12 protein-coding genes are annotated in these 12,093 nt (G+C 31.6%); 1 reads left to right on the top strand and 11 read right to left on the bottom strand.

Annotated features, from left to right (window positions below):
* Nucleotides 1-6: 6 nt before the first annotated feature.
* Genes FBE96_RS03480 through FBE96_RS03455 form a run of 6 tightly spaced genes read right to left on the bottom strand, consistent with a single transcriptional unit; the run spans nt 7 to nt 4,580 of the window.
* Entirely contained in the window at nt 7-732 is a 726-nt protein-coding gene (locus FBE96_RS03480; RefSeq protein WP_002868045.1) for a Nif3-like dinuclear metal center hexameric protein, read from the bottom strand.
* Nucleotides 719-1,582, bottom strand: coding sequence for a glycine--tRNA ligase subunit alpha (gene glyQ, locus FBE96_RS03475; protein ID WP_002868046.1), 864 nt, complete (start codon nt 1,580-1,582; stop codon nt 719-721). The genes FBE96_RS03480 and glyQ overlap by 14 nt, the downstream gene beginning before the upstream one ends.
* An 11-nt stretch (nt 1,583-1,593) precedes the next feature.
* Nucleotides 1,594-2,130: a DUF3972 domain-containing protein gene (locus tag FBE96_RS03470; protein ID WP_002871931.1), complete on the bottom strand. Its 537-nt coding sequence runs from the start codon at nt 2,128-2,130 to the stop codon at nt 1,594-1,596.
* A 9-nt stretch (nt 2,131-2,139) separates the two neighbouring features.
* Nucleotides 2,140-2,634, bottom strand: coding sequence for a 5-(carboxyamino)imidazole ribonucleotide mutase (purE, locus tag FBE96_RS03465; RefSeq protein WP_002868048.1), 495 nt, complete (start codon nt 2,632-2,634; stop codon nt 2,140-2,142).
* A complete protein-coding gene (locus FBE96_RS03460) occupies nt 2,635-3,888 on the bottom strand; it encodes a peptidase U32 family protein (protein WP_002868049.1) in 1,254 nt (417 codons plus the stop codon). It abuts the gene before it with no gap.
* Complete coding sequence (locus tag FBE96_RS03455; protein ID WP_002852254.1) at nt 3,885-4,580, bottom strand: chemotaxis protein; 696 nt, start codon at nt 4,578-4,580, stop codon at nt 3,885-3,887. The genes FBE96_RS03460 and FBE96_RS03455 overlap by 4 nt, the downstream gene beginning before the upstream one ends.
* A gap of 202 nt (nt 4,581-4,782) precedes the next feature.
* Here FBE96_RS03455 and glnA point away from each other — a divergent pair, with 202 nt between their 5' ends.
* The gene (gene glnA, locus FBE96_RS03450; RefSeq protein ID WP_002868405.1) at nt 4,783-6,213 is read left to right on the top strand and encodes a type I glutamate--ammonia ligase; all 1,431 of its coding nucleotides are present in this window, start codon (nt 4,783-4,785) and stop codon (nt 6,211-6,213) included.
* Nucleotides 6,214-6,279: 66 nt separating this feature from the next.
* On the opposite strand, the gene flgG is transcribed toward glnA, so the two are convergent.
* The 5 genes from flgG to FBE96_RS03425 form a co-directional block, all read right to left on the bottom strand.
* Nucleotides 6,280-7,071, bottom strand: coding sequence for a flagellar basal-body rod protein FlgG (flgG, locus tag FBE96_RS03445; protein WP_002852142.1), 792 nt, complete (start codon nt 7,069-7,071; stop codon nt 6,280-6,282).
* A 30-nt stretch (nt 7,072-7,101) separates the two neighbouring features.
* Nucleotides 7,102-7,914, bottom strand: coding sequence for a flagellar hook-basal body protein (locus FBE96_RS03440; protein ID WP_002868406.1), 813 nt, complete (start codon nt 7,912-7,914; stop codon nt 7,102-7,104).
* A 155-nt stretch (nt 7,915-8,069) separates the two neighbouring features.
* Nucleotides 8,070-9,182 carry a cell division protein FtsZ gene (gene ftsZ, locus FBE96_RS03435; RefSeq protein ID WP_002852071.1) on the bottom strand — a complete coding sequence of 371 codons (1,113 nt, stop codon included), beginning with the start codon at nt 9,180-9,182 and terminating at the stop codon, nt 8,070-8,072.
* Nucleotides 9,183-9,197: 15 nt separating this feature from the next.
* The gene (gene ftsA / locus FBE96_RS03430) at nt 9,198-10,586 is read right to left on the bottom strand and encodes a cell division protein FtsA (RefSeq protein WP_072223311.1); all 1,389 of its coding nucleotides are present in this window, start codon (nt 10,584-10,586) and stop codon (nt 9,198-9,200) included.
* Complete coding sequence (locus FBE96_RS03425; RefSeq protein WP_002872095.1) at nt 10,583-12,073, bottom strand: peptidylprolyl isomerase; 1,491 nt, start codon at nt 12,071-12,073, stop codon at nt 10,583-10,585. Before FBE96_RS03425 ends, ftsA begins: the two co-directional genes overlap by 4 nt.
* Between the last annotated feature and the right edge of the window lie 20 nt (nt 12,074-12,093).

The following is a 12,093-nucleotide window of genomic DNA, read 5'->3' as shown; positions in this document are numbered from 1 at the left end:
TTTTCCTTAAAAATATTGAAATGGATTTTTTGAAACTGTTATTATAACTTGTAGCGGCAAATTTTTCAAGTCTTTTGCTAAACATTGAGAAAAATATCTCTCACTTTCAAAATGACCTAAATCAATAAGACTGATTTGATTGCTAAGCGCCTCTAAAGCTTGATGATATTTAAAATCTCCACTTAAAAAACAATCTGCATCTACTTTAGAAATTAAATCCCCGCCACTTCCAGTACATATAGCAATACGCTTAATGTCTTTTTTACCACAATCGCTTACACGTAAAATTTGTAAATTTAACTTTTTTTTCACCCAGTCACACAAAGTTTCAAAAGACATAGAATTTTCTACATAAATTAAAAATTCGTCTTTAAAAAAAATTTTAAAACCTAAAATTTCTTCCGTAAAATAAGTATTTAAATGACTTAAATCATAATTTGTATGCATACTGATTAAAGAAATATTTTTACAAATCATTTCTTTAATAAAAGCCCTAGGATAAGTCTTGTCATATAAATCTTTTAAACCTTTAAATATCAAAGGATGGTGTGTGATAATTAAAGAATTTTCACTCGCTTCTTTAATAATATTTTCATCAATATCTAAGCTTAAATAAACAGTTGAAATTTCACTATCCTTATCTCCAAGCAAAATTCCACTATTATCCCATGATTCTTGGATATTAAAGGGACTTAATTGATCTAAAAAATTATAAATTTCACTCAGCTTCATTTAAATTTTTCTTATAAATTTCAGCACAATTTTTCGAAAGCTCACGAATTTTTAACATATAATCTTGTCTTTGTGCTACAGAAATTGCTCCTCTTGCATCTAAAAGATTAAAAGTATGTGCAGCAAGCATACAATAATCATAAGCAGGTAAAGCTAATCCTTGTTCTAAAATATTTTTACATTCTTTGTAAGAGTTTTCAAACTGCTCATTTAAGATTTTAATATCACTTACTTCAAAATTGTATTTACTAAATTCATATTCACTTTGCTTATGCACATCTGCGTATTTAATTTTTTCTCCATTAAATTCACTCCAAACTATATCATAAACATTATCAACATTTTGAAGATACATGGCTATTCTTTCAAGACCATAGGTAATTTCAGCACTTACTAAATCTACTGCTATACCACCAACTTGCTGAAAATAAGTAAATTGAGTGACTTCCATACCATCAAGCCATACTTCCCAGCCTAAACCCCAAGCACCCAAACTTGGACTCTCCCAATTATCTTCAACAAAACGAATATCATGACTTTTTAAATCAAAACCCAAATTTTCAAGACTTTTAAGATATAATTCTTGGATATTATCAGGACTAGGTTTAATCAAAACTTGAAATTGATAATAAGCACCTAAGCGATTAGGATTTTCACCATAACGTCCATCAGTAGGCCTTCTACTTGGAGCCACATAAGCAGCTGCCCAAGGTTTTTTTCCTAAACTTCTTAAAAAAGTTGCTGGATGAAAGGTTCCTGCACCTGCTGGCATATCATAAGGTTGCATAATCGCACAACCTTGCTCTTGCCAATAATTTTGCAAATTAAGTATCATTTGTGAAAAAGTCATTGTATCTCTCTTTATTGTTCCATATTTTCAATAGGTTTTTCTAAATTTTTATTCATTTCCAAATCAGGCTCTGTCTTAGCTCCAAAAATTTCTGCGGTTTTACTCCACATTAATTTATATTTACGCTTGAGAAATTCTATCTCTTCACGCGCATGTTTTAGCTCATTGTTTAAGGTTTCTATAGTTTTTCTATCTTCATCATAAAGTTCTTGCATAGAATAAAGGGCGTCTTTTAAAAATTTATTCTCATTTTTTAATGCTTCAAGTGTTTCATCTTTAGCATCTAAAACTTTTTCATGCAAATTTAAAATAGTTCCTATTGTTTTTTCAACAAAACTTTCTCCTGCTAAAGTCATTGAATTTACCATTGCAGTTTGAGATTTTGCAGAACCAGGTACTACACTAAAAGTACCTTGATGAGCTTCGATGTAAATTTTACCCTCTTCTTCTTTAAAATTTAAAGCCCCATTGGCCATCATACCCTTAACCACATCTTCATTTAAATGCACAAGTTTACAAAATTCTTCAAGTTCAAGATAGGTTTGCATTTTTATCCCTTATAATAAAACTTCTACTTCTTTTGAATCAGATACAAGTTTTTTTTCTTTTTCAAGACGATCTTCTTTAAGCTTTTGTGCTAAATCAACATCATAAATAGCTAAAATTTGCATAGCCAAATAAGCAGCATTGATTGCTCCAGCCTTACCAATAGCTAAAGTTCCTACAGGAATTCCACTAGGCATTTGCACCGTAGAAAACAAAGAATCCATACTTGCAAGATTGCTTCCTGACATAGGCACTCCCAAAACAGGTTTTGTTGTATAAGCTGCAACAGCTCCAGCTAAATGCGCTGCCATTCCAGCTGCTGCTATAAAAACTTTCACACCTTTTTTTTCAGCATTTGCAATATACTCTTTTGTTCTTTTTGGACTACGATGAGCTGATGAGATAATAAGTTCATACTTTACCCCAAAACTTTCTAAAGTTTTAGCAGCCTCTTTCATAGTCTCATAATCACTCTTGCTTCCCATTAAAATAGAAACAAAATTCATCTATATTTCCTTTCTTAAAAAACTTAATGCACTGATTTTATTTGGTAATTGGATTTCATGTTCATTGCCGCTATGAATTTCGCTAAATTCTTTATTGTTTTTAGCAATGAGTTTTTTAAACTCTATAAAATATTTATCCTCTTTTTGATAAATTTTACCTAGTTCATTATCGCAAGTTTGAATCACATCGCCTAAAGGGGCTAAAATTTCATAAGGCGTGTTTAAAACGATTTTCCCTTTACATTTAAAAAAGCTTCCATCTTCGCTTATAGCATGCACTTGATGAGAACCTTCTTCTATGCTTGTATTATGATTTTGCGTGTCGGTTTTTTCTAAAGGACGAGAAACAAGATAACCATCTGTAAAACCACGATTTTTAAGTGTAGTAATCTCTTTTTCATACTTACTTGACTCAAATTTACTCTCTAAAGCATCTTGTATGGCCATTTTATAAGTCCTTGTTGTAAGCGCAACATAATATTCGCTTTTAGTACGCCCTTCTATTTTAAAAGCACTGATACAATTTTCTTGCATGATTTTTTCTATATAAGAACAAAGATTTAAATCCTTAGAATTAAACACATGAGTACCATTTTCATCTTCTTCTAAGCGAAATAAAGTGCCATTTTCTGGATTTTTAGCATAAAGCTCATAATTAAATCTACAGTCATTTGCACAAGATCCACGATTGCTCATTCTTCCACTTTGCACAGAGCTTATTAAACAACGCCCTGAATAAGCAAAACACATAGAACCATGCACAAAAGCTTCTAATTCTATATCACAATTTTGCTTTAAATTTTTAGCATCCTTAAGCCCTAGTTCTCTCGCAATTACAACCCTTTTAGCACCCATATCCTTATAGACTTGAGCATCTAAATAATTTAAAATATTTGCCTGAGTAGAAACATGCAGGGAAATTTCAGGTGCAAGTTCTTTAACAAGACGCATAGCTCCAACAGAAGCTACAATAAAAGCATCGGGTTTCATCTCGCGTAATTTTAATATATGTCTTTTTAAGCCTTCAATTTGAGAGCTTAAATGAAAACCATTTAAAGTAACATAAATTTTCTTACCACGCTCATGAGTATATTTGATAGCTTCTTCAAAACTTTCATAATTAAATTCTCTTGCAGTGCGTGATCTTAAAGAAAAATTATTCACACCCGCATAAACCGCATCTGCGCCATAAGCTAAAGCAATTTTTAATTTTGTGAAATTTCCTGCAGGAGCTACTATTTCAGGAATGATCATTTTTGCCCTAAACTTGCAATTAAAGCTTCTATATCATCATTACTTACAACATCAGCAGTACTATCACCTTCAATATGCACTGCAGAACTTACACGTTTTTTATCATCAATTTTACCTTCAAATAAAGAACTCATATAACGGCTTAAAGCACGCATTACATTAATAACACGCTCGATTTTTTGACGATGTATATCTTGATACTGCATTGCATCCATTGCCATCATCACTTCATCTTGTCCGCTTTGAAGATTTCCGACAATCTCCTTAGAACTTTTTTTAGCTTGATTGTTTAATTCTAAAGCTTCACTGAAACTTTCCACATTAGGAAATTTTTCATTAAGTTTAGAAAAAATATCAATATTTTTTTCTATTGCTTTATTTATTTCTTTGAGTAAACTTTCAGAATCCGCAAAAAAATTATTAATACTTTCAAGCTTATCCATCATTTCCGTTGCTTTAAGCTCGCTATCTTTTGTAACATCATCTAACTGATGTACAACTTTATGCTCCTGATTTGGTGGGGGTGGTGGCCATACCACGCTAGGATTAGGTTTGTAATCAGCTATTTTGACATCTTCTAACATCAAAGCATCTTCTTCGGTATTCGATTCTTCGGTTTTTACCTCTGCTTCTGTCTCTGAATCAAGATCAACATCACCATTCATCAAAGCATCAAGCTCTTCTTGAGTCATTTTTTTCCCTTTTTTAAATCTAGATTTTCAATAATTGCTCAAAATTATAATCAATTTTATCTAAAACAAAAATATAAATTTTTATTTTTTAATCTTTTTAAATTAAATTTTTAAATTTATTAAAAAAAATATATTAATTAAATCTTAATTAAAAATTTTATGATATAATTTTATAAATTTAATTACATAAAGGAGTAAAAATATGGGAAAATTTGTTAATAATATAGATGATTTTTTCAAATTTTGCAAACAAAATGAAGTGCTTTTTGTTGATTTTCGTTTTACAGATATGATAGGAACTTGGCATCATATTACCTATAATCTTCATACAATCAATGAAGAAACATTTCAAACTGGCATTCCATTTGATGGAAGCTCAATTCATGGATGGCAACCTATAGAAAAATCAGATATGATTTTAAAACCTGATGCTCAAAGTGCTTTTTTAGATCCTTTTACAGCTGACCCTACTATCATAGTGTTTTGTGATGTGTATGATATTTACAAAGGACAAATGTATGAAAAATGTCCAAGAAGCATAGCAAAAAAAGCAATGGAATACCTTAAAAATAGTGGCATAGCTGATACTGCTTACTTTGGACCAGAAAATGAATTCTTTGTTTTTGATAGTGTAAAAATAGTTGATACTGCTCATTGTTCTAAGTATGAAGTTGATACCGAAGAAGGAGAGTGGAATGATGATAGAGAATTTACTGATAGCTACAATACTGGACACAGGCCAAGAAACAAAGGTGGATATTTTCCAGTTCAGCCAATTGATTCTTTAGTAGATATTCGTTCTGAAATGGTTCAAACTCTTGAAAAAGTAGGCCTTAAAACTTTTGTTCATCATCATGAAGTTGCACAAGGACAAGCTGAAATAGGAGTAAATTTTGGCACGCTTGTAGAAGCGGCTGACAATGTTCAAATTTATAAATATGTTGTAAAAATGGTAGCTCATTTAAATGGTAAAACTGCCACTTTTATGCCAAAACCTTTATACGGAGATAATGGCAATGGTATGCATGTTCATATGAGCTTATGGAAAGATGGGGTAAATTTATTTTACGATAAAGATGGATACAGTGGACTTAGTCAAACTGCTATAAATTATATAGGTGGAATTTTAAAAAATGCTAGAAGTGTCGCAGCTTTTACAAATCCAAGTTCCAACTCTTACAAAAGAATAGTTCCTGGCTTTGAAGCTCCTTGTATTTTAACTTATTCTTGTCAAAACAGATCAGCAAGTTGTCGCGTTCCTTATGGCATAGGTAAAAATTCAGCTCGTATAGAAATTCGCTTCCCTGATAGCACTGCTAATCCTTATTTAGCTTTTGTTAGTCTTTTAATGGCAGGTCTTGATGGAATCAAAAATAAAACCATTCCTGTGGGTCCTATGGATGAAAATTTATTTGATCTTACTTTGGATGAAATACGTGAAAAAGGGATAGAGCAATTACCGCATACTCTAAGAGGAAGTTTAGAAGCTTTAATCCGACATAATTCTTATTTAAAACCTGTAATGAGCGATATTTTTATTGATGACTATCAGCATTTAAAATTTGAAACACAAGTTTGGCCAGTAGAAGCTCGTCCAACTGCTTATGAATTTAAAACTTGCTACTCTTGCTAAAAATTTAATGGCGTTTAACACGCCATTAAACTAAAAAAGAATTAAAAATTATTTATTTTATATCAACTATCGCTTAAGCTGATTTACAATTCCTAGCATATCATCACTTGTTGTAATTGCCTTAGAACCCGCTTCATAAGCTCTTTGTCCTGTGATAAGATCTGTCATTTCTTCAACAAGCTGAACATTACTAAGTTCTATAAATCCATGTCTTATTGTTCCAAGCCCATCTTGTCCTGCTATACCCGCAACAGGTGCACCACTTGCTCCTGTTTCAAGATAAAGATTATCACCCATAGAATGAAGACCCGCTGGATTTATAAACTGAACTAGCTCCACTTGGCCAATTTGAGTTTCTTGTTGCTCCCCTGGCAACATTACAGAAACGGTTCCATCTGTAGCAACATTAATTGCTGTTGCGCCTTCAGGTATTGTCATTTCAGGTAAAAGTCTATAACCATCTGAATTTACAATATTACCTTCATTATCTTTTGTAAATTGCCCATTTCTAGTATATCCTATAGTGCCATCAGGAAGTTGTATTTGAAAAAACCCATTACCTGCAATAGCCATATCAAGACCATCAGTACTTGTTGATTTTAAATTTCCTTCAGTAAAAACTTTAGTTACCGCTGTTGGACGCACACCCACACCCACTTCTATACCCGAAGGAGAAAGAGTAGTAGCTGAAGTTGAAGTTCCTGCATACTTCATAACTTGATACATAAGATCAGCAAATTCTGCGCGACTTTTCTTAAAACCTGCTGTATTAACATTGGCGATGTTATTTGAGGTAACATCAATTTGTGTTTGCTGTGCTACCATTCCCGTAGCAGCAGTATGAAGTGATCTCATCATTTTTAATCCTTTTTTTTATTTTATTTTAAATTATTTAACAGATGCAAGCTTATTGATAGCTTCTTGATTTAAGTCATCCATATGAGCTGTCATAACTTTTTGATACATTTCTACCATTCTGTTTGCTTCAATCAGTCCTACCATTTCAGTAACTGGATTAACATTTGATCCCTGAGAAAAACCTTGGCGAATAGCATTGGAGTTTTCCAAATCTCTAATGCGGGTTAGATCATCTATTTTATAGACATTATCCCCATCTTTTTGCAAAGCTCTTATATCATCTACTTGTGCTACAAATAATCTTGCATTTTGAGCTCCATCAACCTCAATGCTTCCGTTTTTATCAACGCTAATTTGAACAGCACCATTAGGAATGCGTATGCCAGCATTCTGAGGATTATTAAAATAATCACTACTTAATACCTTGTATCCTTGCTTATTTACCAAATAACCCTCATCATCAAGTTGAAAATTTCCATCTTTAGTTAATCTTACTTCTCCATCTTTGGTTTGAACCAAATAAAAAGCATCTTCTCTAGTCATTGCCAAATCCAAAGGATTGTTTGTGGCCTTTAAAGAACCTAGGCTAAAATCCGTATATTCTTGAGAAACTTGTGGGATTCCATCTATTGTAGTATTTACAAAACGAGATGCATCTCTTGTGTGATTTTCTATAGGCAACTCATCCTGAGTTTCTTTAAAAATCCTTTTAAAATCTGCAATAACCACATCATCTCTTTTGTATCCGCTTGTATTAATATTGGCAAGATTATTAGTAATCACATCAAGTTTATTAAACTGAGTTACCATTCCGCCAGTTGCTTGATAATATCCATTTTGCATATTTTCACCTATAAAATTAAGATTTTATAGCTATAAAAGCAAAGAGTGTTCCAATTTTTAAAAACAAAGAAAAATAAATATTTGAAAGATTATTAGGAGAGAATTTTAAACTATAAAAAGCAAGATTTGACTCAATCTTGCTTTAAAAATCAATTTTAATCCATTTGACGACGCAAGAAAGTTGGTGTTTCAATTTGCGCCATTATCTCTTCATCATAACCACCGCTTACCTTTTTAAGACTTAAATAAGGATTTTTCTTAGAAGCTTGAGCTTCTTCGGTAGATTTTTTAGCTACTGTATCTTTATCTTCAAACCCTGTCGCAATAATAGTTACTTCAACTCTATCTTCCATGCTATCATCTGTAGTAGAACCAAAAATAATCTTAGCATTTTCATCAACAATTTCTTGTATACTATTTGCTGCTGCCGAAATTTCAAACAAAGAGCAATTAGAACTTGTTTTAAAATGCAAAATAACTCCCTTGGCACCTTTAATATCCATTCCATCAAGCAAAGGAGATTCTATAGCGTTTGAAAGAGCCTCTTCTATAGCATTTTCACCACTAGCGCTACCAACACCCATAAGCGCGAGTCCGCGATGACTCATGATGGTTCTTACATCCGCAAAGTCAACATTAATATCTCCATTATCAAGCAAGATAGACACCATACCTTTTACAGCACGAGCTAAAATATCATCAACCAATCTAAAAGCATCTTTAATGCCTGCTTTTTTATCAATAATGCTCAATAATTTTTCATTTTGAATTACAAGAATAGAATCACTTTCTTTTTTAAGCTCAAGGAGACCGCTTTCAGCAAGTTTTTTTCTTTGTTTTCCTTCGAATGCAAAAGGCATAGTTACAACAGAAACAGTTAAAGCTCCAATCTCTTTAGCTGCTTGTGCAATAACTGGAGTGGCACCCGTTCCAGTACCTCCACCAAAACCTGAAGCAATAAATACAATATCACTTTGACTAAGACTTGCTTTTATTTCTTCAAAACTTTCTCTAGCACTTTCTGCACCTACTTCAGGAAGCATACCAGCGCCTAAACCTTTAGTTTTTTTCTCGCCAAGTTGAATTTTAGTTTTTGCTAATGAAATTGAAATAGCTTGTGCATCAGTATTTGCTGCAATTAAATCAAGATCATTTAATCCCATTTTAACCATATGGTTGATCATATTACCGCCACCGCCACCGCAGCCTATAACCTTAATTTTTGCACCTTTATTATGTTGCATTTCTTCTACTAAAAATTCACTCATAAAAATTTCTCCTTGTTAAAATTGATTCATAATTTTATGCCAGATATTTGAAAAAACGCTAGGTTTTTTTTCTTTTGGCTCTTTAAAATCTAATTGTTCTTGTATTGCAATTGTATCATTTTCTTGCAAATTTTCATCAAAAAAATCAGATTTTATTTCACTTTCTGTATCTTTTTGCAAAACAATATCTTGTTTAATTTGACGATTAAAATTTTCAATTTCCCCTTTATATCTTAATTTTTCATTAGAATCAAGTTCATAAGGCGTAAAATACCCTGCTCCATATAAACAAAGTCCTATAGCACAAGTATTTTCAGGATCATTAAAAATTTCACTAAAACCAGTAATCAAATCTTTTCTTGCAGTAGCCAGTCTAACTGAGCGATTATCAAATGTTGCAGGAGCTAGCTCATCAATACCTGCTAACTTAGTCATTCCACCTGTTAAAACAACTCCACCGCCTATAGCATTGGCATAACGATTATCACTTAAGATTTTTGCCAAAATCATCAAAGTTTCTTCCGCTCTTGCATAAATTACGTTTGAAATAATATCCAAAGAAACTTCATTAACCTTTCTTTCATCACCCATTGAAGGAATTTGTATAAGGGTATTAGGCTGTTGCGAAAGAGCTGCATAATTAAGCTTGATTTTTTCTGCTTCTTTTAAAGGTGTATGCAATGCCATTGATAAATCTTGGGTGATATTAATCGAGCCAATTTGCAAACAATCATTATATCTAATTGAATTTCCAGTATGAACAACCATATCGCAAATCGCTCCACCCATATCAATCAAAACAGCACCTAATTCCTTTTCGCTATCATCTAAACAAGCTATAGCTGAAGCATATCCTGAAAGAACTATATTATCCACTCTTAAATCAGCTAATTCAACTGCTTTCTTAAGATTTTTAATATGAGATTCTTGTGAAATCACTATATGGGTTGAAACTTCTAAACGATTGCCACTCATTCCCAAAGGATCATCAACATGTTCAAGATCATTAACCTTAAAATTATAAGGCAAAACATGGATAATTTCATAACCACTTGGTAGATTGGCAGTATGCTTAGCTGTACTTACAGCACGATGAATTTCTTTAATGCCTATTTCATGATTTGGAATATTAACAACACCTATGCTATCAACGCTTTTAGTATAAGCACCTGATATAGATACCACAACCTTATCATAATGAACTCCGCTCATCATCTCAGCACTTCTAACAGCCTCTTCAATAGATTTAGAAGCAAGCTCTATATTGGTAATGGCACCTTTTTTAACCCCGTTGGTTTTCGACTTGGAAAAACCAATAATTTTTAATCCATCTTCATCTTTTTGAGCAATAATGGCACAAGTCTGGGTTGAGCCTAAGTCAATTCCTAATATATTCAAAATCAATTCCCTTTATAATAAATTTTTATCGGATATATCTTTTTAAGTTCATCAACAAGTTCTTGCTTAAGCTCATTTGCTTTTAAATTTTGCAAATTTTGTTCAAGCATAGTTTTGTATTGTTCAAATTTATCGGAGTTCATATCTAATTTTTGTTTATTTATTTTATATAATATTGCTTTATTGTCATTAATGACCACATAAGAACTATTTTGATCAGTATTAAATACATTCATTAAAAAATAAGCAAATTCAGAATCGTTTAATATTTTATCGCTAACCTTTACACTCTCGCGAGAACTATCTCGACTTACAAAGCCTATATCATCGCCTTTAAAATTTACTAAACTATTTTTAGCTTTTTCTTCTAAATTTTTTCTAGCTTGTTCGCTTAAATACATAGGTAAAACTTCTTCTCTAGCTTCTTCAAAAGTTTTATTTCTTATAGGATCTACTTTATTTAGTTTAACTATGATATATCCGTTATTATAAGGTGCTGGCCGTAAAACATCTCCATTTTTAGCTTTATTCAAAAGATCAATTGGATAATAAACATCAGATTCACTAATATTTTGATCTTTTTGAAAATTATCTTTCCCATTTTTTAAATCTAAAAATTTAGCATTAGCCACATTCTTTAGTTGCATTAAGGCGTAATCTTTAGTAACTTCATTTTTAGCAGACTGAAAATCCATCACTTTACCTGCAAAATCTTTATATTTTAGTTTATTTTCATCTTGATTATAAAATTTTTCTAATTCTTTGTCGTCAATTTTCTCATTGCTAACTGGCAAAAAATAAGTTGAAATTTCATATATTTTTTTAGTTTTATAATCTTCTTTATGTTCATTCCAAAGCTTTTTTAAATCCTCTTCGTTAATCTTAATATTTTTTTTGTCATAATCAATTTTTGCAATACTTAAAGCATCTTGCATAAAATAACTAGAAGCTAACATTTTTAATTCCTCATCTTTGCTAGGAATATTAAAAATTTGATTAAGTTTATCGGTAATTACTTCATTTGCAAGTTGTGTTTCATAATCTTTTGGAGTTAAATTATTGGCATTTAAAAGTTCATAATAAATTGTTTTGTTAAAATCCCCTGTAGGATCTTGAAATTCTCTAGTATTTGCAAGTTTTTGTAAAATTTCATTCTCGTTTACGCCAATACCCAAATCTTTGGCAAAATTTAACAAAAGCTTATCTTCAACAAGAGAGCTTAAAGCTATATTTTTAATGCCTAGTTGCTCAGCATTTTCTGGAGTTAAAGCACCATTGCTAATTTGATTATAATAACTTACAATTTGTCTATATCTAGTATCAAATTCACTAAAACCTATCTTTTCATTTCCTACAGTTGCAACACTCGAACTTCTATTGAGATTAAAATCATAAGCACCCCAACCTAAAAAGCCAGCGCCAACAAAAGCTATAGTACTAACCCATATAGTAACAACAAGATATTTTTTGTGATGTTGCATCCAAGTAAGCATATCATTCCTTGATTAAATTT

Origin of the sequence: Campylobacter sp. CFSAN093241, assembly GCF_012889595.1 — a bacterium.
In the GTDB taxonomy this organism is placed as follows: domain Bacteria; phylum Campylobacterota; class Campylobacteria; order Campylobacterales; family Campylobacteraceae; genus Campylobacter_D; species Campylobacter_D jejuni.
Note: the sequence above shows the minus strand (reverse complement) of the source record. Positions and strands in the feature narration are given on the sequence as shown.

What these genes read in the sequence shown, in the direction of transcription:
- glnA (WP_002868405.1), top strand. Translation starts at nt 4,783, where the DNA reads ATGGGAAAATTTGTTAATAATATAGATGATTTTTTCAAATTTTGCAAA.
- ftsZ (WP_002852071.1), bottom strand. Translation starts at nt 9,182, where the DNA reads ATGAGTGAATTTTTAGTAGAAGAAATGCAACATAATAAAGGTGCAAAA.
- FBE96_RS03470 (WP_002871931.1), bottom strand. Translation starts at nt 2,130, where the DNA reads ATGCAAACCTATCTTGAACTTGAAGAATTTTGTAAACTTGTGCATTTA.
- purE (WP_002868048.1), bottom strand. Translation starts at nt 2,634, where the DNA reads ATGAATTTTGTTTCTATTTTAATGGGAAGCAAGAGTGATTATGAGACT.
- FBE96_RS03440 (WP_002868406.1), bottom strand. Translation starts at nt 7,914, where the DNA reads ATGCAAAATGGATATTATCAAGCAACTGGCGGAATGGTAACTCAGTTT.
- FBE96_RS03480 (WP_002868045.1), bottom strand. Translation starts at nt 732, where the DNA reads ATGAAGCTGAGTGAAATTTATAATTTTTTAGATCAATTAAGTCCCTTT.
- flgG (WP_002852142.1), bottom strand. Translation starts at nt 7,071, where the DNA reads ATGATGAGATCACTTCATACTGCTGCTACGGGAATGGTAGCACAGCAA.
- FBE96_RS03455 (WP_002852254.1), bottom strand. Translation starts at nt 4,580, where the DNA reads ATGACTCAAGAAGAGCTTGATGCTTTGATGAATGGTGATGTTGATCTT.
- glyQ (WP_002868046.1), bottom strand. Translation starts at nt 1,582, where the DNA reads ATGACTTTTTCACAAATGATACTTAATTTGCAAAATTATTGGCAAGAG.
- FBE96_RS03460 (WP_002868049.1), bottom strand. Translation starts at nt 3,888, where the DNA reads ATGATCATTCCTGAAATAGTAGCTCCTGCAGGAAATTTCACAAAATTA.
- FBE96_RS03425 (WP_002872095.1), bottom strand. Translation starts at nt 12,073, where the DNA reads ATGCTTACTTGGATGCAACATCACAAAAAATATCTTGTTGTTACTATA.